Source organism: Paracidovorax wautersii (assembly GCF_900113035.1).
GTDB lineage: Bacteria > Pseudomonadota > Gammaproteobacteria > Burkholderiales > Burkholderiaceae_C > Paracidovorax > Paracidovorax wautersii.
In genome coordinates, this window is the sequence record NZ_FONX01000004.1 from 285,423 (window position 1) to 307,969 (window position 22,547).

The window sequence follows — 22,547 nt, forward strand, 5'->3', positions numbered from 1 at the left end:
GTCCGGGCAAGGACGACTGTCGTTGACCCCCTGGAGGATCCCACCCTATGCCGCGCTCGCCTTTTCTAATCATGCCCCCGGGCTTGTCCCGGCGGCGGTTCGTACAGGGCTTGGCCGCCGGTGGCGTCATGGCTGGCCTGTCGACACCCGCGCTCAAGGCGTTTGCGCAGCAGGGCCCTGGAACGGTCGGGGGGCCTCGCGTTCTGAGCGGCAACGAGTTCGATTTGGTGGTGGCTGAGTCGCCCGTCAATTTCACAGGCAAGCCCGGTATCGCAACCACGATCAACGGCACTATTCCCGCGCCAACGCTGCGCTGGCGCGAAGGAGAAACGGTCACCATCCGCGTGACCAACAAGCTGCGCGAGTCCACCTCCATCCACTGGCACGGCATCATCCTGCCCTACCAGATGGACGGCGTGCCCGGCATCAGCTTCGACGGCATTGCGCCGGGCGAGACCTTCACCTACCAATTCAAAGTCGAGCAAAGCGGTTCGTATTGGTACCACTCGCACTCCGGCATGCAAGAGCTCACCGGCATGTATGGGGCGATCATCATCGATCCGGCCGGGCCCCAGACCATCCACGCCGACCGCGAGCATGTGCTCGTGTTCTCGGACTGGACCGACGAAGACCCGATGCGGATCTTCGCCAAGCTCAAGTCCCAGAGCGATTACCTGAACTTCAACCAGCCCACCGTCATCGACTTCTTCCGCGACGTTTCGCGCGATGGCATGGCTGCTGCGCTCGGCAAGCGCAAGATGTGGAACGAAATGCGGATGAACCCGACCGATCTCGCCGATCTGTCCTCCGCGACCCTGACCTACCTCGCCAACGGCACGACCCCGGCGGGCAACTGGACGGGCCTGTTCCGTCCGGGCGAACGCGTGCGCCTGCGCATGGTCAACGGCGCGGGTAACACCTTCTACGACGTACGCATCCCTGGGCTCAAGCTCACCGTCGTGCACGTCGATGGCGTGGATGTGGAGCCCGTGACGGTCGACGAATTCCGCTTCGGCCCGGGCGAGACCATCGACGTCATCGTTCAGCCACGCGACGACGCCTACACGATCTTCGCGCAGGCCATGGAGCGCACCGGGTATGCGCGTGCCACCTTGGCAGTGCGCGAGGGCCTGCAGGCGCCGGTGCCTGCCTTGGATCCGGTGGAATGGCTCGGCATGGGCGACATGATGGGCGGCATGGACCACGGCGCTTCGGGCCAGGATGCCGGCATGACGGGAATGACCGGCATGACGGGAATGGCTGGCATGGCCGGCATGGCCGGCATGGCCGCGACCCCGATGACTGGCATGAACCACGGCGCGATGGGCGGGATGAACCATGGCGCCATGAACCACGGCGGCATGGCCATGGACCACAGCCAGCATGCCGCGGGCGCGCTGGCTGTGCCAAGCACCACGGCGCGCCACGCGCGCACCGAATACGGCGCGAGCACGGACATGCGGGTCGACATGGCGCGCACCAACCTGGATGACCCCGGCATCGGCCTGCGCAACAACGGGAGGCGTGTCCTGACCCTCGCGGATCTGCACACGCCATCGGGTCCGCTGGACAAACGGGGCCCCGGCCGTGAGGTCGAGTTGCACCTGACGGGCAACATGGAGCGCTATTCCTGGTCTCTGGACGGACTGGAGTTCGGCAAGTCCACGCCGGTCCATTTTCGCTACGGCGAGCGCCTGCGGGTCATCTTGCACAACGACACGATGATGACCCATCCCATGCACCTGCACGGTTTGTGGAGCGAGCTGGAGAGCCCGGATGGCCGCTTCCTCGCCCGCCGGCACACCCTGCCGGTGCAGCCCGCGCAACGCATCAGTTTCCTTGTGACGGCCGACGCGCTCGGACGCTGGGCCTGGCATTGCCATCTGATGTTCCACATGGATGCCGGCATGTTCCGCGAAGTCGTGGTGTCCTGAGCCCAGCACAAGGAAGATCCAGAATGTCCCAAGCACTCCCCCTTCGCGCACTGTCCATCGCGCTCATGGCCCTTGTCGGCGTGGCCACACAAGCCCGGGCGCAGAACGACCACAGCGCCCATGGTCAAGCCGCTCCCCGCGCCACACCCGCGCCAGCAGTCGCACCTGCCGCAACCGCGAATCCTGCCGCCGCTGACCCGCATGCCGGACACGGGGCTCCCGCCAGCGGCGCGCCGTCTTCGCCCTCTGCGCCGGCCACGCCTGCCGCTGCCGCGGCGACCGATCCTCATGCCGGGCATGGTGCGCCCGCCAGTGGCGCCTCCTCCGCGACCGCCGCACCGGCCATGGACCACGGCAACATGCGCATGCAAGGCGGCTCGGCCCCGCCCGATGCGCGCGATCCGCACGCCTACTCCAATGGCCTCAAGCTGGGATCGGGTGACTACGCCGTGCCGGGCGTGCCACGGCTCATGCTGGCCGACGAGCACGCCTTCTTCTCGCTACGGGCCGAAACCCTGGAGCGTCGCTTCACGCGCAATGGCGGCAATGACACGGCCTACGGCCTGCAAGCCTGGTATGGGAACGCCTTCAATCGGGCGGTGCTCAAGGCCGAGGGCGACGTGGCGGGCGGCAAGTTCGAAGAGGCGCGCACCGAACTGCTGTGGGGCCATGCGGTCTCCACCTTCTGGGACACGCAACTGGGCGTCCGCCTGGACACCGGCGAGGGACCAAGCCGCCAGTGGCTGGCCTTCGGCATCCAGGGACTCGCGCCGTACTGGTTCGAGTTGGACGCGACCGCCTACGTGGGCAGCGGCGGCAGGACCGCGCTGCGCCTGGAGGGCAGCTACGAGATGCTGCTGACCCAGCGCTTGGTGCTCGAGCCGCGCGCCGAGCTGCAGTTCTACGGCAAGGACGATCCAGAGCGGCGCATCGGCAAGGGCCTCGCCGAAGCGTCCGCGGGCCTGCGACTGCGCTACGAGTTCAGCCGCCAGTTCGCGCCCTACATCGGCGTGGAGCGCGCGGGCAGCTTCGGCCAGACCGCCGACTACGTGCGCGCCTCGGGCGGCCGCCCCCTGCAAACACGCTGGGTGGCCGGTGTGCGCTTCTGGTTTTAGTTGGTAACACGTCGACGTGAGGAGTGGGCAAAGCATGAACACGACAACACAGCACACGCAGCGTCCGGTCGAAGCGAAGCGCCGAGCCGCCATCGCGGGCGTCCTTGCCTTGCTGCTGGCGGGCCCCGTCCTGGCCCAGGAGCGGCTGACGGCCAAGGTCTGGAAGGACCCGAGCTGCGGCTGCTGCAAGGACTGGATCACGCACATGGAGCAGGCTGGGTTCGAGGTGCAGGTTTTCGATAGCGGCAACAACGCCGCGCGAGCGCGCCTGGGCATCGCGCAGAAGTTCGGCTCCTGTCACACGGCGCAGATCGGGCGATACGCCATCGAGGGCCATGTCCCGGCCGCAGACATCCGTCGTCTACTGCGGGAAGCACCGCGGGCCATCGGCCTGGCCGCACCAGGCATGCCGGTCGGCTCGCCCGGCATGGACGGTCCCGTGTACGGTGACCGCAAGGACGCCTACGACGTGTTGCTGTTGACGGCGGACGGCAAGAGCACGGTCTTCCAGTCGCATCGCTGAACACGGATCCGGGAGAGCTTTTTATGCACCATGCGCACACGCAGACACCCAGCGGCCGCCCCCAATTCTGGCGGTCGCGCTACGGCCTGGCTTTCCTGATCTTGGTGCCAATCGCGGCCGTCGCTGCGTACTTCCTGCTGAAGGGGCACTTGACGCATATCGCAGGCTATCTGCCATTCCTGCTGCTTGCGGCATGTCCGCTGATGCACCTCTTCATGCACCGAGGCCACGGTCACCGCGCCGACGACAACAACACCGAGCCGTCGCGGGAAGGCAAGGAAGCGTCGAACGCGGTCCCGGCTTCCGGCGGCGAGCAGCGATGAACGAAGCGAAGCTGCACGCCCGCGCGTCTTTTCTATGAGGTGTGAGTGCGGCGCTCCACGGTATTTGAGGATGTCGGACGAACCCTTCGCGCTTATCGCGCCGCTTGAACTTAGGCGAGGCCAGCACACAACATGAACTCTTCCCTCCCATCGTCAGGTCATGGACATCCCCCTCACGACGCGCCTAAGGACGCGTCGGGCTCCCGCCCACATGCGCACCACGAGGACCACGAGCACAGTGCCGACCTGCCCAAGAACGACGGCGCAAGTTCATCGGATGCCTCGAAGCCCGAGGCCGGAGAACGGGATCCCGTCTGCGGCATGGCGGTCGCGTCGCAGTCACCGCACCGTTCCAGCCGCGAAGAGCGCACCTACTTCTTCTGCAGCGCCGGCTGCAAGAACAAGTTCGACACGCAGCCGCTGCGCTACGTGCACACGGCAAAGGATCCGATGGCGCAGGCCGCGCCAACGCCCGCCGCAGCGCCGGGCTCGGTCTACACCTGCCCGATGCATCCGGAGATTCGCCAGGACCACCCTGGTACCTGCCCGAGGTGCGGCATGGCGCTGGAGCCGCTGTTGCCCGACCTGGACGATGACAACCCCGAGCTTCGCGACTTCTCTCGCCGGTTCTGGTGGACGCTGCCGTTGACGCTCGTGGTGCTGGCGCTCGCCATGGCGGGCGAGCGGTTGCATCTGATGGACATGGCCACGCAGAGTTGGGTCGAGCTGGTGCTGTCGCTGCCGATCGTGCTGTGGGCGGGTTGGCCCTTCTTCTCGCGCGGCTGGCAGTCGGTGGTGCACCGCAGCCCGAACATGTGGACCCTCATCGGCCTGGGTACGGGAGCCGCCTTCCTCTACAGCGTGGTAGCGACCGTGGCACCACAGGTGTTTCCGGCTTCGTTCTTCTCCATGGGCCGCGTCGGGGTGTACTTCGAGGCCGCGGCCGTCATCATCTCGCTGACCCTGCTGGGCCAGGTGCTGGAACTCAAGGCCCGCTCGCAGACCTCTGCGGCAATCAAGTCGCTGCTGGGACTGGCGCCCAAGACCGCGCGCCGCATCGGCGCTGATGGGCGCGAGGAGGATGTGCCGCTCAGCCATGTGCACGTGGGCGATTTGCTGCGCATCCGCCCCGGCGAGAAGGTGCCCGTCGACGGCGTGGTGCACGAGGGCAGTAGCGCGGTCGACGAGTCCATGCTGACCGGCGAGCCGCTGCCGGTGAGCAAGCGCGCGGGCGACAAGGTGATCGGCGCCACACTCAACACCAGTGGTGCACTGGTCATGCGGTCGGAGCGCATCGGTTCTGACACCGTGCTCTCGCAGATCGTGCAGATGGTTGCCCAAGCTCAGCGCTCCAAGGCGCCCATGCAACGCATGGCCGACCTCGTCGCGGGCTACTTCGTGATGGTCGTGGTCGCCATCGCGTTGACGACGCTCTTCGTCTGGGGGTTCTACGGGCCGCAACCGGCCTGGGTGTATGGGCTGATCAATGCCGTTGCGGTCCTCATCATCGCTTGCCCGTGCGCGCTGGGCTTGGCCACACCGATGTCCATCATGGTGGCCACCGGCCGCGGCGCCACGCAGGGCGTGTTGTTCCGAGATGCCGCGGCGATCGAGAACCTGCGCAAGGTCGATACGCTGGTCATCGACAAGACGGGCACCCTGACGCAAGGTCGTCCCGCCTTCGACCGAGCCGTCGCCGTTGCTGGCTTCACCGACCAGGAGGTGCTTCGCCTGGCGGCCAGCCTGGACCAGGGCAGCGAGCACCCCTTGGCCGACGCCATCGTGCAGGCTGCCCGGGCCCAGGGGTTGCAACTCGCCAAGCCGCAAGGCTTCGAATCGGGGACCGGCATCGGCGTGCGAGGCAAGGTCGAGCAGCGCCAGTTGGCGCTGGGCAACACGGTGCTGATGCAGCAGGCGGGTGTTTCGGTTGATCCACTGGTGCCGCAGGCGGAGGCGCTGCGCAGCGAGGGCGCGAGCGTCATGTACCTGGCGGTCGACGGTCAGCTTGCCGGCCTGCTGGCCGTGTCCGATCCGGTCAAGGACAGCACCCCTGAGGCTTTGGCCGCGCTCAAGGCGGCCGGCCTGCGCGTCATCATGGCCACCGGTGATGGACATACCACCGCCAAGGCGGTGGGTGCCCGCCTGGGCATCGACGAGGTCCATGGCGAGGTCAAGCCGGCCGACAAGCTGCAGTTGATCGAGCGTCTGCAGAAGGAAGGCCGTGTCGTCGCCATGGCGGGTGACGGCATCAACGATGCACCGGCTCTGGCCAAGGCGGACGTGGGCATCGCCATGGGCACGGGCACCGACGTGGCGATGAACAGCGCGCAGGTGACCCTGGTCAAGGGTGACCTTCGGGGCATCGCCGTGGCGCGCACGCTTTCGGTCGACACGGTGCGCAACATGAAGCAAAACCTCGTGTTCGCTTTTCTCTACAACGCGCTCGGCATCCCGGTTGCTGCCGGCGTGCTCTATCCCTTCACGGGCTGGCTGCTGTCCCCCTTGATCGCGGCTCTGGCCATGAGCCTCAGTTCGGCGTCGGTGGTCGGCAACGCCTTGCGCCTGCGTGGTGCCGGGCCCCGAGGGCAATGACCGGTCAAGAACTGAACCAGGAGGTCGCTATCGCGCCACACAACCATCTGATCGGACTGCGCTCCATCGAGCCGCGTGCAGTCCGTGTTCGCTCAATCCCCCAACCTTTCAACACCAAGATAGGAACTTCCATGACCCGCTCTGCACTGATTGCCAAACTCATCACGCCGATCGCCGCCAGCCTGTTCGCGACCGCCGCTTTCGCGCATCCCGCGCTGGTGTCTTCCACGCCCGCCGACAAGTCCGAAGTCGATGCCCCGGCGACCATCGAGCTGAAATTCACCGAGACGCTCGTGCCGCAGTTTTCGGCGGCTAACCTTGTGATGACAGGCATGCCGGGCATGCCCAACCACGGCAACATGAAGATCAACGCCAGCGTGGCTGCTGCCGGCGACGGAAAGACCATGGTGATCACACCTGCGCAGCCGCTGCGCGCCGGCGACTACCGCGTTGAATGGCGTGCCGTTTCCTCAGACACGCATCCGATCACGGGCAATGTGAGCTTCAAGGTCAAGTAAGCCGATGGCCGGGGATTGGTTGACCATCGCATTGCGCCTGGCGCTGTACCTGGACTTGGCGGCGGCTTTTGGCGTCGCCTTGTTCGCTCTGTACGCGCTGGGCCGCGACGAGCGATCCTCGGCGGTTGCACATCGCTTCAGGACCTTGGTCGGTGCTGCCGCGGCTCTCGGAATCGTGCTCTCGGTTTGGGCGCTGACCGTCCTGGCCAAGGCGATGTCGGGTGCCCAGAGCTATGCGGAGCTGACGACGCACGTCTTCGAAATGCTCATCACGGGGACGCACATGGGGATCTCATGGTGCGTGCGCATCATGGCGCTGCTGCTGTGCGTGCTGTTGGCCGTGCTAAGGCTCAATCCGACGCTGCGCTTCGTGGGCTTGGCAGCCTCGAGCGGTACGGCCCTGGCAACGCTCGCCTGGGTGGGGCACGGGGCCATGGATGACGGGCTGCGCGGATACTTTCACCTCGGCAATGACATCGCGCATCTGTGGACTGCCGGAGCCTGGGTCGGCGCCATCGTAGCGTTCCTGCTGCTGGCGACGTTGAGGAGCGACCGAGCACTCGATGCACCACAAAGCATGCTGCGACTGCTGAGTCGCACGTCCAACGGCTTTGCCCGCATCGGCACGCTGATCGTGATCGTGCTTACGGCGAGCGGAATCCTCAACTACCTACTGATCGTTGGGCCCTCGATCGGGCCACTGTTCTCGACGCTCTACGGGCGGTTGCTGTTGCTGAAGTTGGCGCTGGTCGGGGGTATGCTCGCGCTGGCAGCGGCGAATCGATACAGGTTGAGTCCCGGCCTCCAGGCCTCGCTTGAATCAGGCAATACAGGCACGGCTGTCGCCAAGCTGAGGCGAAGTTTGTCTGCGGAAGCAACTCTTGCGGTGCTTGTCATGGCAAGCGTCGCCTGGCTTGGCATTCTGTCTCCGACGCAGGTGTGATCTCTTGATTTCGATTCCATGACGAAGCATGAGCGCGATGTAATGGCGACGTCAGCGCTTTGACGAGACCAGGCTTCTAAATTAGCGGTGCGGCGGAATTCTCTCGTCGTCAATTTTAAGAAGCTAATCATGAAGTCACGCATTCTTGTTGTTGCCCTGCTGAGTGTTCTCGCTGCGCCCGCGTTTGCCGGTGATGCGGCTGCTCATGCCGCCAAAGAAATGATCCCACTGAACAATGGAGGGACGCTGTACTTCTTCAAAGATGGACGCATGGCGCAAGAGGATTGCTTTGGGCGTGCTGTGCACCAGAAGATTGGTTCGTCTGTAGTCACGAAGGATGGGCTGATGGTCACCATCACCAGCAATGAAGTTGCTCCCCTCAGCTCGCTGCTTGAACAGGATCACGGCGGGTAATTCACGCGATCTGCTGATGCCTCCCAATGGCGTCAGAAAGAAGTCCCAGCGCCTGTCCGATTCGGATAGGCGCATGGCCTTCAGTGACTACCCCGGACAGAAGATTCAATGTGTAGGTTCAAATAACACTTATTAGGAGATTAGTTTGTGGAGCTTCGTCATCTACGATGTTTCCTCGCTGTAGCAGAGGAGCTTCACTTTGCCCGCGCTGCCGAGCGGTTGCACATCGACCAATCTCCGTTATCTCGCACCATCAAGGAGTTGGAGGAAGAACTCGGCGCACGCCTGTTTGTCCGCACCACTCGCAGCACACAACTGACCCGCGCTGGACGGCTGTTTCTGGAGCACGTTCAGCGAGTCTTTACAGTGCTGGAGCAGGCCCGCGATAGTGTTAAGTCCGCCGCCAACGGCTTTTGCGGCCAGTTGCGTATTGCCTTGTCCGATGGCGTCACGCCTTCGCGCCTGCCGGCATTGCTGGCGCGCAGCCGCGAAGAAGACCCCGAGGTGGAAATCCGATTGTTCGAGGTGCCCCTGGATCAGCAGATCAAGGGGCTTCATAGCGACCTGTATGACGCGGGCTTCTCGATGGCAGAGGATGCAGGTGATGGCATCATCGTCACTCCTGCATGGGAAGACGAATTGATGGTTGCGGTACCAGCCCGCCATCCGGTGCTTGCCTTCAAACAGATCCCGCTGAAGGAGGTGCTGCGCCATCCGCTGGCGCTGGGCGACCCAGCAGTGTGCGAAGGCCACGCACGCCAGGTCGATCGGTTCCTACGCACATGCGGACAAGAGCCGCTGATCGCGCAGCGCGTGGCGACCTTCGACGTGATGATGACTTTAGTCTCCGCTGGCTTAGCATTGGGCTTGGCGGGCGAGGCGCATATTGCTTCCAGCCGCGAGCCGGGAGTCGTGGCCCGGCGCTTGGCGGGCAAGCCGACTATGCTCATGACCTATCTGCTGCGCCGCGATACGGAGCCGTCAGAAATGCTGGCTCGATTTATCGAACGAGTAGATTTTATTGATGCGGCTGATGAACTCGGCATCCCCGAAGACCTTCCACGCGACCGATAGTAGGAATAAGGCTATGAACAAAGTGATATTGCTGATATTGGTCACTGCACTGCCTGCATGCGGTCCTTCTCAACCTTCGGAAACCGTGGATGCGCTCGTAGCCAATCCCGAACGCATCAAAGAGATTCAACGTCAATGCAAGGAAGACCGCGCGAAGGTTGGCGACGAACTATGTCTGCGTGCTGCCGAAGCCGCCAAACGGCGATTTTTCGGTGATCGGCCCGAGCAGAAATCCAAGTAGGTTATCTCTCGGTCGCATCGCTGCGACGAAGTTCTCGCTGTTACCTCACTACGCCGCAATGCGCTCGCGCTTGCGGCGTTTTTATTGCTTTCGCCTCTAAAGGAAATCTGACTTTTTGGGCCTAAATTGCCGCCACATCGGCCTTTGACCGACCTGCGCGAACGCCTTGATCCTCAGTGCTGCGGCACCTCTGTGTGCCGTGATCGGAGGCGAGGTTATGCAAGGGACGAACGTGCTGTTTGGTCAGATCGCCGTGGTATTCGGCATCGTGATCGCTGGGGTGTGGAGCGCCACACAATGGACAGCAGCAACCCTTGGCTATCAACTACGCCTTGGCTCGCCCTGGTTCGATCTTCTTGGCACGCCGATCTACCACCCGTGGAAACTGTTCGAGTGGTGGTTCTTCTTCGATGCCTACGCGCCCCGCGTGTTCGATACCGGCGGCGCCATCGCGGGCGGCAGCGGCCTGCTGGCGGTGGTGGTCGCCATCGGTATGTCGATCTGGCGCTCGCGCCAATCGCGGCTGGTTACGACCTACGGCTCGGCACGCTGGGCGAACGCGGAGGACATTCGTAGAGCCGGCCTCACACAGCCGGCCGGGGTGTTCCTCGGCCAGCACGATCGCCAGTACCTGCGCCACGAAGGCCCGGAACACGTCCTGACCTTTGCGCCCACGCGCTCGGGCAAAGGCGTCGGTCTGGTGGTGCCGACGCTGCTTTCCTGGCCGGCCTCGGCCGTCATCCACGACATCAAGGGCGAGAACTGGCAGATCACCGCCGGCTGGCGCTCGCGCTTCTCGCATTGCCTGCTGTTCAACCCGACCGATGCGAAGTCAGCGGCCTATAACCCGCTGCTGGAGGTACGGCGCGGCGCGCATGAGGTGCGCGACGTGCAGAACATCGCTGACATCCTCGTTGACCCCGAAGGGGCGCTAGAGAAGCGAAACCATTGGGAAAAAACCTCGCACGCGCTGCTGGTCGGGGCCATCCTGCATGTGCTCTACGCAGGCGAAGACAAGACTCTGCGCGGCGTCGCCAACTTCCTCTCCGACCCGGCCAGTCCGTTCGAGCTGACCTTGCATCGGATGATGACTACGCCGCACCTCGTGAACGAGGAAGGTGGTGGCCCACATCCCGTGGTGGCATCCGCTGCGCGCGAAGTCCTCAACAAGAGCGATAACGAACGCTCGGGCGTGCTGTCCACGGCCATGTCGTTCCTCGGCCTGTACCGCGATCCCACGGTGGCCGAAGTCACCTCGCGTTGCGACTGGCGCATCGCTGACCTGATCGCTGCCGAGCATCCGGTATCGCTGTACCTCGTGGTGCCGCCTTCGGACATTTCGCGGACGAAGCCGCTCATTCGCCTGATCCTCAACCAGATCGGCCGGCGCCTCACCGAGTCGCTCGACGGCTCCGACGGCATTCAGCGCCGCCACAAGCTGCTGCTGATGCTCGATGAGTTCCCGGCGCTGGGGCGGCTCGACTTCTTCGAGACGGCGCTGGCCTTCATGGCGGGCTACGGCATCCGCAGCTTCCTCATCGCGCAGTCGCTCAACCAGATCGACAAAGCCTATGGCCAGAACCATTCGATTCTGGACAACTGCCATGTGCGCGTGACCTTCGCCACGAACGACGAGCGCACGGCCAAGCGCATTTCCGAAACGCTCGGCACCGCTACCGAGCTGCGCGCGCAGCGCAACTACGCGGGCCATCGGCTCGCGCCGTGGCTGGGCCACCTGATGGTGTCGCGGCAGGAGACGGCCCGCCCGCTGCTGACGCCGGGCGAGGTGATGCAGCTTCCGCCTGACGAGGCCGTGGTGATGGTGTCCAGCGTGGCACCGATCAAGGCGAAGAAGCTGCGCTACTACGCGGACGCCAATTTCAAGCGCCGCGTGCTGCTGCCGCCCGCGCTGGCGGAAGGACAGTACGCCGACGCGCCGCCATTGCGGCCCGACGACTGGAGCGGGTTGGCGATTCCCGCCGTGCCCGCTGCGCTGGCCACGGCATCCGCCGATGGCCTGGGTTCCACGGATGACGGCGGCCTGCGCCGCCAGCCCGAGCTTTCCGAAACCGTCGCCTACGACCCCGAGCTGGCCGCGTCCACAGCCGACCTCGCGCTGCTCGATGACGACGACGACCTGCCGCTTCCCCTTCCGCGCCAGCTTGATCCGGCCATGCAGCGCAGCGCCCGGCTGGCTTCCCTCGACCCCAACGACGGAATCGAGCTATGAGCCATTACCGCCTGAACCTCTTTATCCAGCCCGAGCACGCCAAGCGGCTCGACGAACTGGCTGCCAAGAAAGGCGTGTCCAAGTCGTCCATCGTCGCGGCGGCACTCGCATCGTGGCTGTCGCCCGATACCGCCGACCAGCGCGAGGCGGCCCTTGCCAAGCGGCTTGATCGCCTGTCGCGCCAAGCCGATCGCATGGAGCGCGACCAGAACATCGCCATCGAAGCGCTGGCGCTGTTCATCCGCTACTACCTGACCGTGAGCACGCCGGTTGCAGAGGCGCACCAAGACGCGGCACGCGCGCAGGGCAAAGCGCGCTTCGAGCAGTTCACCGAGCAGCTTGGCCGCCACCTGCTGCGGGGCCGCAGCCTAGTGCGCGACGTGGTGGAGGAACTGCATCCCGACCCAATGCGGATGGAAGACGCGGCGGCAGCCACGCAAGCGCAGGAGCGTGCGTCATGAGCGCCGTTCCGCAGCCCATGAGCACCACGTCGCTCGACCGGCGCATCCAAATGCTGCGCACGGCGATGGGGCCGCTGATCGTCGCCGCGCTCGAAGACCCGGACGTGGTGGAGGTGATGCTGAACCCTGATCGCACCCTTTGGGTGGATCGGCTTTCCAGTGGGCGCGCGCCGATGGGCGTGGAGTTGCCGGAGACGGACGGCGAGCGAATCATTCGCTTGGTCGCGGCCCACGTCGGCGCAGAAGTCCATCGCGGGCAACCGCTGCTGTCCGCCGAGTTGCCCGAAACCGGCGAACGCTTCGAGGGCATCTTGCCGCCCGCTGCGCCGGGGCCGGCCTTCGCGCTGCGCAAGCGCGCCATCGGCGTCATTCCTCTGTCGCGCTACATCGAGGACGGAATGGTGACCGCCGAGCAGGCGGGCTTTCTCGTTCGCGCCGTGCGCGAGCGCCAGAACGTCCTGATCGCGGGAGCCACGAGCAGCGGCAAGACCACGCTCGCCAATGCGCTGCTGGCCGAGATTGCCGCTACCGGCGACCGAGTGCTGGTGCTCGAAGACACCATCGAGTTGCAATGCGCGGCCCGCGACCATGTGCCGCTGCGCACGCGCGCCAGCGTCGTGTCCATGACCGAGCTGGTGCGCTCGTCCATGCGCCTGCGGCCTGATCGCGTCGTCGTCGGCGAGGTGCGCGGCGCCGAGGCGCTGGATCTCATCAAGGTGTGGGGCACGGGTCATCCCGGCGGCATCGCCACGATCCACGCCGGCTCCGCGCTGGGCGCGCTGCTGCGCCTGGAGCAACTGATTCTCGAAGTGGCGGTGAATCCGCCCCGTGCGCTGATCGCCGAGGCGGTCAACGTGGTGATCCACATCGCCGGGCGCGGGCGCAAGCGCCGCATCGAGAGCATCGCCCGCGTCGTCGGCTTCGACGGCGTTGGCTACCAATTGGCGGATTGGGGTGCGGACGCGCTGGACACGCCGTTTCCCGAGTTGTCGCCAAACCCCGATGCCGCACCCGCTGCGGCGACCTCCCGATCCCCTGACTCACTTGGAGAACTGCCATGACGCAGATGATCGTTCCTGCTTTCCGTCTTTCCGTAAATCCGCTTTCGCACCTGTCGGGCCTCGCGCGGCTGCGCAGCCTTGCCCGCCCTGCGGGGCACGGGCTGCTGCTGGCCGCGCTGCTGCTGTTCCTGGCAGGCACCGCGCAGGCCGCCGGTTCCTCGATGCCGTGGGAAGGCCCGCTGCAATCCATACTCGAATCCATCCAGGGGCCGGTGGCGCGCATCGTCGCGGTCATCATCATCATCGCCACGGGCCTCGCGCTCGCTTTCGGCGACACGTCGGGCGGATTCCGCAAGCTGATCCAGATCGTCTTCGGCCTGTCCATCGCCTTCGCGGCTTCCAGCTTCTTCCTGTCGTTCTTTTCGTTCTCGGGCGGGGCTGTCGTATGAGCATGCCCGATACCTTCGCGGCCGGGTTCGAGGTGCCGTTGCACCGCTCGCTGACCGAGCCGATCTTGCTGGGCGGTGCGCCGCGAACGGTCGCCATTGCGAACGGCACGCTGGCCGCCGCTGTCGGGCTGGGCCTGCAACTGTGGATTCCTGGCGTGGTGCTCTGGATCGTCGGCCATTCGCTGGCGGTGTGGGGCGCGCGCGTCGATCCGCAGTTCATGGCCGTGTTCGCGCGGCACATCAAGCACCGCCCGCTGCTGGACGTGTGAGGGGGATGCCACGATGCTGAACCTCGCCGAATACCGCCAGCGCCCGGCCTTGCTGGCCGACTGGCTGCCCTGGGCCGGGCTGGTCGCGCCAGGTGTTGTGCTGAACAAAGACGGTTCGTTTCAACGATCGTTCCAGTTTCGCGGCCCTGACTTGGACAGTGCCACACAGGGCGAACTGATTGCCACGTCGGCACGGCAGAACAACGCGCTTCGCCGCACCGGGTCTGGCTGGGCCTTCTATATCGAGGCCGAGCGGGTGCAGGCTTCGAGCTATCCGCAGTCCTCCTTTCCCGAACCACTGTCCTGGATGGTGGATGAGGAGCGACGTGCGGCATTCGAGGAGTCGGACAGCCATTTTGAGAGCATCTACCACTTCACGCTGCAATATCTACCGCCGGAGGAATCTCGCACCCGCGCGGCGGGAATGCTGTATGAGAACCGGCCCACCGAAGGCGTGGACTGGCGCGGCCGGCTCGATGCCTTCGTGGCGGAAACCGATCGCGTCTTCGACCTGCTCGATGGCGTGACGCCGGAGATTGCCTGGCTGGACGACAGCCAGACGCTGACCTACCTGCACGCCACCATCTCGACGCGGCGCTACCGCGTCGGCGTGCCCGAGGTGCCGTTCCACATCGACGCGCTGCTGACCGACTCCGCGCTGGTCGGTGGCCTGGCGCCCATGCTGGGCGACCAGCACCTGCGCGTGGTATCGGTGCGGGGCTTTCCGACCTCGACCTGGCCGGGGATTCTGGACGACCTCAACCGCCTGGGCTTTGCGTATCGCTGGAGCACACGCTTTCTCTGCCTGGACAAATCCGAGGCGGAAAAAGAACTCACCCGCTTGCGCCGCCAGTGGTTTGCAAAAAGGAAGAACGTCATCGCGCTGCTGCGCGAAACGATCTTCCAGCAGGAAAGCCCGCTGGTCGATACCGACGCCAGCAACAAAGCGACCGACGCCGATGCCGCCTTGCAGGAACTGGGCAGCGATCAAGTCGCCTTCGGCTATCTCACCGCCACGGTGACGGTGCTCGATGCCGACCCGGCCGTAGCCGACGAGAAGCTGCGCATGGTGGAGCGGGTCATCCAAGGGCGCGGCTTCGTCACCATCCCGGAAACGCTCAACGCCGTGGATGCGTGGCTGTCATCCATTCCAGGCAACGCTTACGCCAACGTGCGCCAGCCCATCGTCTCGACGCTGAACCTGGCGCACATGATGCCGGTGTCGGCGGTATGGGCCGGGCCGGAGAAGAACGACCACCTCGATGGCCCGCCGCTGATCGTCACGCGCACCGATGGCGCGACGCCGTTCCGGCTGGTGACGCACATCGGCGACGTGGGCCACACGCTGGTCGCGGGGCCGACTGGCATGGGCAAGTCGGTCTTGCTCGCCACGTTGGCGATGCAATTTCGCCGCTATCGCGGCTCGCGCATCTTCGCCTTCGACATGGGCCGCTCCATGCGGGCCACCATCCTCGGCCTGGGCGGCGAACACTACGACCTGGGCACGGATGGCGAAATCGCCTTCCAGCCACTGGCACGTATCGACCGCGAGGGCTACCGCACCTGGGCCGCCGAATGGATCGAAGGCCGCTTGCTGCACGAAGGGGTGCCGGTCGGCCCTGACGAGAAGGCCGCCATCTGGTCGGCGCTGGGAAGCCTTGCCGGTGCGCCGATGGGGCAGCGCACGATGACCGGGCTTTCCGTCCTCTTGCAGTCCAACGCGCTGCGCCAGGCGCTCGCGCCGTATGTGCTCGGCGGCGCGCACGGCAAGCTACTGGATGCCGACCATGACCGTCTCGGCATGGCCGACGTGCAGTGCTTCGAGATGGAGGAGCTGATGCACAGCAAGGCCGCCGTCATGGCCGTGCTGCATTACCTCTTTGCGCGTTTCGACGAACGCTTCGACGGTGCGCCCACGCTGCTAATCCTCGACGAAGCGTGGCTGTTCCTCGACGACCCGGTGTTTGCCGCGCGTATCCGCCAGTGGCTCAAGACGCTTCGCAAGAAGAACGTCAGCGTCATCTTCGCCACGCAGAGCCTCGCCGACATCAAGGATTCGAGCATCGCGCCCGCGATCATCGAGAGCTGCGCGAGTCGGATTTTCTTGCCCAACCCGCAGGCCACCGAGCCGCAGATTCGCACGATCTACGAAGGCTTCGGCCTCAACAGGCGGCAGATCGAAATCGTCGCCACCGCACAGCCCAAGCGCGACTACTACTACCAATCCCGCCTCGGCAACCGCCTGTTCGACCTCGACCTGGGGCCGGCGGCGCTGGCGTTTGCGGGCGCATCTACGCCACAAGACCAGCGCGACATAGACCGCGTGCTGCTGGACGCCGGCGTGCCCGGCTTCGCGGGCGCGTGGCTGCGCCATCGCGGCCTTGATTGGGCGGCCGATCTGTTGCCCTCGTTCCCCGGCCTCGCGCCGGGTTCCCTTGCTGACCAACCCCTGGAGAACCTGCCATGAAGAAGCGTCTTATTGCCGCCGCCATCGCGGCCATGCTTTGCACCGCCACCGCCCATGCGCAATGGGTCGTGGTCGATCCCACGAACCTCGTGCAGAACACGCTGACCGCGATCCGCACGCTGGAGCAGATCAACAACCAGATCCAGCAGCTCCAGAACGAAGCGCAGATGCTGATGAACCAGGCGCGCAACCTGGCCAGCCTGCCGTCCAGCGTGGTCGGCCAGTTGCGCGCCAATCTGGCGACCACGCAGCGGCTGATCGACCAGGCGCGCGGCCTGGCCTACGACGTGACCAATCTGGATCGGGAGTTTCAGCGCCTGTACCCCGAGCAGTACGCCGCCACGGTGAGCGGCGACCAGATGTACCGCGACACGCAGGAGCGGTGGAAGAACACGCTCAACGGCTTGCAGACCACGATGCAGATGCAGGCCCAGGTGTCGCAGAACCTGGGCGAAGACGAAAGCGCGCTGGCCGACCTCGTGGGCAAGAGCCAGTCGGCCCAAGGTGCGCTGCAAGCGATGCAAGCCATGAACCAGTTGCTGGCCTTGCAGGCCAAGCAATCCATCCAGTCGCAGCGGCTCCAGATCACGCAGGATCGCGCTGCCGCGCTGGAACTGGCGCGGCAGGCGGCAGCCACGGAGCGCGGACGCGAGGTGACGCGCCGCTTCCTGGGGAGTGGCACGCCGTACACGCCGCAATCCGTCGATTTCTACAACCACTGACGAGGTGCGGCCATGAAGTACGCGCCTGTCGTGTTCGCTCTCGCGTTCCTGCTGTCCGGCTGCTTTCAGCCGCTGTCGGTGGCTTCACTGGCCACCGATCCATCCCGGTTGCACACGCTGCGCGCGCAGTGCCGCGCGGGCGCGCACGAAGGCGCGTTTTGCGCGCAGGTGGCCCAGGCCGACCTGCGGCGCTTTCTCTCCGGCCAGGCCGGGCCGGGCGAGTACCAGACGCTGGCCGACCTGCCGCCGATTCCGCCCAGCTTCGATGAACCCGCCGATGCCAAAGAACCTGGGCAGGAGGACTCGCCATGAATGACGTGACGGTGATTGACCGCTTCCTCGATACCTTCTCGCGCTACATCGACTCGGGCTTCGGGCTGCTGCATGGCGAGGTGGCGTTTCTGACCGCCACGCTGATCATCATCGACATGACGATCGCCGGGCTGTTCTGGGCGATGGGCCATGCGGTCGGCCAGGGCGAAGACGTGTTCGCCAAGCTGATCCGCAAGGTGCTCTATGTCGGTGCCTTCGCCTACATCATCGGCAACTTCAACACGCTGGCCGGCATCCTGTTTCGCTCCTTCGCCGGGCTCGGCCTGACGGCCAGCGGCTCGACCTTGAGCATGGAGAACTTCCTGCACCCTGGGCGGCTGGCCAAGGTCGGCATCGACGCCGGGGCGCCGATCCTTGAGCAGATCGGCAATATGGCGGGCTTCCCCGAGGTGTTCGTGAACATCACGCCGATCGTCGTGATGTTCCTCGCGTGGCTGATCGTCATCCTGTGCTTCTTCGTGCTGGCGATCCAGCTTTTCATCACGCTGATCGAGTTCAAGCTGACCACGCTCGCGGGCTTCGTGCTCGTGCCGTTCGCACTCTGGAACAAGACCGCGTTCCTCGCCGAAAAGGTACTGGGCAACGTGGTGTCGTCCGGCATCAAGGTGTTGGTGCTCGCGGTCATCGTGGGCATCGGCTCGGGGCTGTTCGCCGAGTTTCAGGTACATCCCGCCGAGCCATCCATCGACCACTCCTTGGTCGTGATGCTGGCCTCGCTGACCCTGCTGGCCTTGGGCATCTTCGGGCCAGGCATTGCAACTGGGCTGGTGTCTGGCGGGCCGCAGCTTGGCGCTGGTGCGATGGCCGGTGCTGCGCTGGGCGCTGCGGGCGCTGCCGTTGCCGTCGGCGCCGCAGCCACGGGCGTTGGCGGCGCGGTAGCCGCTGGAGCGCGCATGGCGCCCGCAGCCGCAAGGCTGGCCGGCAGCGGCGCGCGGGCTGCTGCTGGAGCCGCCAGCAGCGCGCGGTCGGCGTTCCAGGCCGGTTCTGCTTCGGCAGGCGGTGGCCTCAAGGGTGCCGCTGCGGGCTTCGGCAATGTCGCCAAGACAGGCGCTCAGGCAGCCGGGCAGAAGGTGGCCGATGGCGCGCGTTCGATGAAGGAACGTACCGCCGCAGCTTTCCGCCAGGAAGGCACGACTTCGGCGGGAGGCGGTACAGCCGCCGCATCGGGCGGCCCAGCGTCTGGTGGTGATACGCCCTCCACCGCGCCGCAAGAGCAACCCGCCTGGGCCAAACGCCTGCATCGCCGCCAGCAACTCACCCATGCCGCAACCACCGCCGCCCACGCGCTGCGCGGGGGCGACGGCGGCAGCTCCAGCCAGGGGCCGAGTCTGCGCGATTCCGATTCCTGATCTTCAAGGAGAACAACCATGCGATTCAAACGACCGCAGGTGCGCTACGCCGATACGCCGCAGCCTGCGACCCCTTACCAGTCCGCCGCGCAGGTGTGGGACGAACGTATCGGTTCGTCCCGCGTGCAGGCCAGGAGCTGGCGCCTGATGGCTTTTGGCTGCCTGACGCTGGCGGTGCTGATGGCCGGCGGCCTCGTGTGGCGTTCCGCGCAGTCCATCGTGACGCCCTACGTGGTGGAGGTGGACAACGCGGGCCAGGTGCGCGCCGTGGGCGAGGCCGCCACGCCGTACAAGCCCAGCGATGCCCAGGTGGCCTACCACCTGGGCCGCTTCATTGGCCTGGTGCGCTCGCTGTCCATCGACCCCATCGTGGTGCGGCAGAACTGGCTGGACGCCTACGACTACACCACCGACAAAGGCGCCGTGGTGCTCAACGAGTACGCCCGCGTGAACGATCCGTTCGCGCGCATCGGCAAGGAGTCGGTGACGGTGCAGATCACCAGCGTGACCCGCGCGAGCGATGCCTCGTTCAACGTGCGCTGGACGGAACAACGCTTCGTCAATGGCGCTCCTGCCGGCACCGAACGCTGGAACGCGGTGATTTCCATCGTGCAGCAGACCCCGCGCACCGAACAGCGCCTGCGCAAGAACCCCCTAGGCATCTACGTCAACGGCCTGTCGTGGAGCCGCGAACTGGATTCTTCCGAAGGAGCAAAACCATGAATGATCTTTTCCGTAAATCAGTTTTGCCGGTGATCCTGCTTGCCCTGGCGGGCTGCGCCACGCAGGGCAAGCCGCCGCCGACCATCTCGCTCGATGAGCCGGTGCAGGCGCAGAAGCTGCCGGAGCCGCCCGCACCTGTGGAGGCGGTCGCCGTGCCCGAGGTGCTGCCAATGCCGGCGCAATTGAAGCCGGCGCCCGAGGGCGAAGAAGCCAAGCCGGTGCCGGAGCCGGCCGACGAGAAGGTGCGCGTCTCACGGGCCAATACCGAGGCGCGAGTCGCGCCCACGCGCGAGGGCTACGTCAATGCGATTCAGGTCTGGCCCTTCACGGATGGCGCGCTGTATCAGGTCTATGCGGCCGTGGGCCGCGTGACCGTGATCGCGCTCCAGCCGGGCGAGGAGCTGGTGACGGTGGCCGCTGGCGACACGGTGCGCTGGATCGTCGGGGACACATCGAGCGGCAGCGGCGAAGCGCTGCGCGTCAACGTGATGGTCAAACCGATCCGCTCGGGCCTCAAGACCAATCTGGTCATCACCACCAGCCGCAGGACGTACCTGATGGAGCTGACTTCGACCGAAAAGACATGGATGGCGTCGGTGTCCTGGGAGTATCCGAAGGACAAGATGCTGGCCTTGCAGCGTCAGGCACAGGCGGCCAGCGCCGTCGCGCCGGTCGATACCGGGCTCTCGCTGGAGAAGATCCGTTTCCGCTACACGGTCAGCGGCAGCAATCCGCCGTGGAAGCCGCTGCGCGCCTTCGACGACGGGGAGAAGGTCTATATCCAGTTCCCGCCCGGCATCGCCCAGGGCGAGTTGCCGCCGCTGTTCGTCATTGGCGCACAGGGCGATGGGCAACTGGTGAACTACCGCTTTCGGCCGCCGTACTACATCGTGGATCGCCTGTTCGGCGCGGCCGAACTGCGCCTGGGAGGCGACAAGGGCGACGTGGTGCGCATCGAACGCACGGACGGCACGCGGAGGAACTGACCATGAGCCAGGACGACACTCCCGACCTCGCCACGCCACAGGCGGGCAAGGTAGCGCCCGAGGCAGTGGCGCTGCGCGCACAGCCGCGCCCGGTCACGCGCCTGAACCGGCGCACGCTGGCCATCCTCGTCGGCGGCCTGTCGGTCGCCGTGCTCGGGGCCACGATCTGGTCATTGCAGCCGCACCGGCGCGACGCGGGCGAACAGACCGAGCTTTACAACGTCGATCGCGTATCGAAGTCCGAGGGGCTGGATGGCCTGCCTTCCGACTACTCGAAGCTGCGGAAGGTGCCCGAGTTGGGGCCGCCGCTGCCGGGCGATCTCGGCCCGGCCATCGTGAACTCGCAGCAGCCGGCCATGGCCGCTTACACGGCCCCCGGCCATGATCCGAATGACGCCTTGCGCAAGGAAGCGGAGGCCGCTGCGGCTTCGTCGGTGTTCTTCCGCTCGGGCGGCCAAGGCCAGGCGGCCGCCACGGTGGCGCAGGCGGCGCCGGGTGCGAGCGGTGCCAGCACACTCGCGGCTTTCGACCCGCTCGCTGCCGGGCCTGCCTCGACGGCGGCCCAGCCTGCCGACCCGACCGCCGTGCAGAACCGGCAAGAGCAGAAAGAGGCGTTCCTGAAAGCCGGTTCTACGGAAACCCGCAATTCCGGCAATTTGGCGCTGCCGGCGTCGCCGTATCAGGTGATGGCCGGTACGGTGATCGCAGGCGCGCTGGTGACGGGCATCAAGTCCGATCTTCCGGGCGATGTGATCGCCACCGTCACGGAGCCGGTCTATGACACGGCCACGGGCAAGTTCCTGCTGATCCCGCAGGGATCGCGCATCCTCGGCAGATACAACAGCCAGGTCAGCTACGGGCAGAGCCGCGTGCAGGTGGTGTGGAACCGCGTCATCCTGCCGGACACGTCCTCGCTGACACTCGACAATCTCGTGGGCACCGACCCGGCCGGCTACGCGGGCCTGGAAGACGACGTGGACTGGCACTGGAAGCGCATCTTTGCCGGTGCGGTGCTGACGACGCTGCTGGGCGTCGGCGCCGAGCTGGCCGCGCCGGAGAACCGGCAGGACGGCAACCGCATCGTGATCGCCGGGCGCGACAGCGCGCAGGACAGCATCAATCAGGTCGGGCAGGAGATCACCCGGCGCAACATGAACATCCAGCCGACGCTGACGGCACGGCCGGGCTTGCCGGTTCGGGTGATCGTGGCGCGCGACCTCGTGTTGCGTCCTTACCAACCCATGTTCTATCAGCTTGAAGGTGCGCGATGAGTACCGCCCGAAAACTCCGCCTCGGCCCGTTGCCGTCCAGCGGTAGCACGAAGCTGACGTTCACCTGCCCGGCCAGCCTGAAAGCCGACCTCGACCGTTACGCCGCGCTGCACGCACAGGCGTATGGCGAGGCGGTCGATGCGGTGACGCTGATCCCGCACATGCTGGAGGCGTTCATGGCGGGGGATCGGGGATTCAGGAAGGGAAGTGGGAACAAGGCCGCACCGCCGAAGCCGGGTTGACGATGCGGGCGCATCCACCATCCGCTCACGATGAAAGCGCAGCCTCGGGCTGCGCTTCCGTTTTTGGGAATGGATTGCGACCAGCCGGGGCATAGATGGCTATGCGATCTTGCCCGCTGCGGCGCCCCTGCGTTTGCCACCGCGAAGCACCCATGTGGCACCTAGCTAGAAATGCAGCAAGAGCGCGCCGCAGCCTGAATCTAGGCTAACCTATTGCCCCATAAGCCCTTTCGCACCGCTGCATGTCTGCAAGAAAGACTTGACAGCGGACATTTTTCATTTCCGGCACCAAATGCCCGGCGGCCTTGGGCAGGCGCTTTCAGCCTACACCGGCGCGGCGGGGCGCCCCAGAGAATCGCCGCCATGC

The 22,547-nt window shown here is 65.7% G+C and carries 23 protein-coding genes; all 23 read left to right on the forward strand.

From position 1 onward, the window contains the following. Positions 1-47: 47 nt before the first annotated feature. The 23 genes from BM070_RS08335 to BM070_RS08445 all read left to right on the forward strand — a co-directional run bounded on the left by BM070_RS08335 (position 48) and on the right by BM070_RS08445 (position 22,180). Positions 48-1,934 (forward strand): copper resistance system multicopper oxidase, encoded by a 1,887-nt coding sequence (locus BM070_RS08335; protein ID WP_009517024.1) that lies wholly within the window; start codon positions 48-50, stop codon positions 1,932-1,934. Positions 1,935-1,957: 23 nt separating this feature from the next. Next, the gene (locus tag BM070_RS08340; protein ID WP_174484801.1) at positions 1,958-3,049 is read left to right on the forward strand and encodes a copper resistance protein B; all 1,092 of its coding nucleotides are present in this window, start codon (positions 1,958-1,960) and stop codon (positions 3,047-3,049) included. Between the two features lie 34 nt (positions 3,050-3,083). Next, the gene (locus BM070_RS08345) at positions 3,084-3,572 is read left to right on the forward strand and encodes a DUF411 domain-containing protein (protein ID WP_009517026.1); all 489 of its coding nucleotides are present in this window, start codon (positions 3,084-3,086) and stop codon (positions 3,570-3,572) included. Between the two features lie 23 nt (positions 3,573-3,595). Further along, a complete protein-coding gene (locus BM070_RS08350) occupies positions 3,596-3,895 on the forward strand; it encodes a DUF2933 domain-containing protein (protein WP_009517028.1) in 300 nt (99 codons plus the stop codon). Between the two features lie 132 nt (positions 3,896-4,027). Next, positions 4,028-6,487 (forward strand): heavy metal translocating P-type ATPase, encoded by a 2,460-nt coding sequence (locus tag BM070_RS08355; protein ID WP_074931806.1) that lies wholly within the window; start codon positions 4,028-4,030, stop codon positions 6,485-6,487. A gap of 131 nt (positions 6,488-6,618) precedes the next feature. Then, positions 6,619-7,005 (forward strand): copper homeostasis periplasmic binding protein CopC, encoded by a 387-nt coding sequence (gene copC / locus BM070_RS08360; RefSeq protein ID WP_009517030.1) that lies wholly within the window; start codon positions 6,619-6,621, stop codon positions 7,003-7,005. Positions 7,006-7,009: 4 nt separating this feature from the next. Continuing rightward, positions 7,010-7,948: a copper homeostasis membrane protein CopD gene (copD, locus tag BM070_RS08365; protein ID WP_009517031.1), complete on the forward strand. Its 939-nt coding sequence runs from the start codon at positions 7,010-7,012 to the stop codon at positions 7,946-7,948. 129 nt (positions 7,949-8,077) lie between these two features. Continuing rightward, a complete protein-coding gene (locus BM070_RS08370) occupies positions 8,078-8,362 on the forward strand; it encodes a CopK family periplasmic copper-binding protein (RefSeq protein WP_039878134.1) in 285 nt (94 codons plus the stop codon). A gap of 147 nt (positions 8,363-8,509) precedes the next feature. Then, positions 8,510-9,436: a LysR family transcriptional regulator gene (locus BM070_RS08375; RefSeq protein ID WP_009517033.1), complete on the forward strand. Its 927-nt coding sequence runs from the start codon at positions 8,510-8,512 to the stop codon at positions 9,434-9,436. 13 nt (positions 9,437-9,449) lie between these two features. Beyond that, positions 9,450-9,677 carry an EexN family lipoprotein gene (locus BM070_RS08380; protein WP_016451559.1) on the forward strand — a complete coding sequence of 76 codons (228 nt, stop codon included), beginning with the start codon at positions 9,450-9,452 and terminating at the stop codon, positions 9,675-9,677. 217 nt (positions 9,678-9,894) lie between these two features. Then, positions 9,895-11,907, forward strand: a complete 2,013-nt coding sequence (locus BM070_RS08385) for a conjugal transfer protein TraG (RefSeq protein WP_009517035.1) — start codon at positions 9,895-9,897, stop codon at positions 11,905-11,907. Continuing rightward, on the forward strand, positions 11,904-12,368 hold the full coding sequence (locus BM070_RS08390) for a ribbon-helix-helix protein, CopG family (RefSeq protein WP_009517036.1): 465 nt from the start codon (positions 11,904-11,906) through the stop codon (positions 12,366-12,368). Before BM070_RS08385 ends, BM070_RS08390 begins: the two co-directional genes overlap by 4 nt. Next, positions 12,365-13,429 carry a P-type conjugative transfer ATPase TrbB gene (trbB, locus tag BM070_RS08395; RefSeq protein ID WP_009517037.1) on the forward strand — a complete coding sequence of 355 codons (1,065 nt, stop codon included), beginning with the start codon at positions 12,365-12,367 and terminating at the stop codon, positions 13,427-13,429. The genes BM070_RS08390 and trbB overlap by 4 nt, the downstream gene beginning before the upstream one ends. Further along, complete coding sequence (locus BM070_RS08400) at positions 13,426-13,818, forward strand: TrbC/VirB2 family type IV secretion system protein (RefSeq protein WP_009517038.1); 393 nt, start codon at positions 13,426-13,428, stop codon at positions 13,816-13,818. The genes trbB and BM070_RS08400 overlap by 4 nt, the downstream gene beginning before the upstream one ends. Beyond that, entirely contained in the window at positions 13,815-14,087 is a 273-nt protein-coding gene (locus BM070_RS08405) for a VirB3 family type IV secretion system protein (protein ID WP_009517039.1), read from the forward strand. Before BM070_RS08400 ends, BM070_RS08405 begins: the two co-directional genes overlap by 4 nt. A 13-nt stretch (positions 14,088-14,100) precedes the next feature. Further along, complete coding sequence (trbE, locus tag BM070_RS08410) at positions 14,101-16,554, forward strand: conjugal transfer protein TrbE (RefSeq protein ID WP_009517040.1); 2,454 nt, start codon at positions 14,101-14,103, stop codon at positions 16,552-16,554. Continuing rightward, on the forward strand, positions 16,551-17,276 hold the full coding sequence (gene trbJ / locus BM070_RS08415) for a P-type conjugative transfer protein TrbJ (protein ID WP_009517041.1): 726 nt from the start codon (positions 16,551-16,553) through the stop codon (positions 17,274-17,276). Before trbE ends, trbJ begins: the two co-directional genes overlap by 4 nt. 12 nt (positions 17,277-17,288) lie before the next feature. Continuing rightward, positions 17,289-17,588: an EexN family lipoprotein gene (locus BM070_RS08420; protein ID WP_009517042.1), complete on the forward strand. Its 300-nt coding sequence runs from the start codon at positions 17,289-17,291 to the stop codon at positions 17,586-17,588. Next, positions 17,585-18,958, forward strand: coding sequence for a P-type conjugative transfer protein TrbL (trbL, locus tag BM070_RS08425; RefSeq protein ID WP_009517043.1), 1,374 nt, complete (start codon positions 17,585-17,587; stop codon positions 18,956-18,958). The genes BM070_RS08420 and trbL overlap by 4 nt, the downstream gene beginning before the upstream one ends. 18 nt (positions 18,959-18,976) lie before the next feature. Beyond that, positions 18,977-19,681 carry a conjugal transfer protein TrbF gene (gene trbF / locus BM070_RS08430; protein ID WP_009517044.1) on the forward strand — a complete coding sequence of 235 codons (705 nt, stop codon included), beginning with the start codon at positions 18,977-18,979 and terminating at the stop codon, positions 19,679-19,681. Next, positions 19,678-20,667, forward strand: coding sequence for a P-type conjugative transfer protein TrbG (gene trbG / locus BM070_RS08435; RefSeq protein ID WP_009517045.1), 990 nt, complete (start codon positions 19,678-19,680; stop codon positions 20,665-20,667). The genes trbF and trbG overlap by 4 nt, the downstream gene beginning before the upstream one ends. Positions 20,668-20,669: 2 nt before the next feature. Next, positions 20,670-21,938 carry a TraB/TrbI/VirB10 family type IV secretion system protein gene (locus tag BM070_RS08440; protein WP_009517046.1) on the forward strand — a complete coding sequence of 423 codons (1,269 nt, stop codon included), beginning with the start codon at positions 20,670-20,672 and terminating at the stop codon, positions 21,936-21,938. Then, positions 21,935-22,180: a DUF2274 domain-containing protein gene (locus tag BM070_RS08445; RefSeq protein WP_009517047.1), complete on the forward strand. Its 246-nt coding sequence runs from the start codon at positions 21,935-21,937 to the stop codon at positions 22,178-22,180. Before BM070_RS08440 ends, BM070_RS08445 begins: the two co-directional genes overlap by 4 nt. Positions 22,181-22,547: the final 367 nt, after the last annotated feature.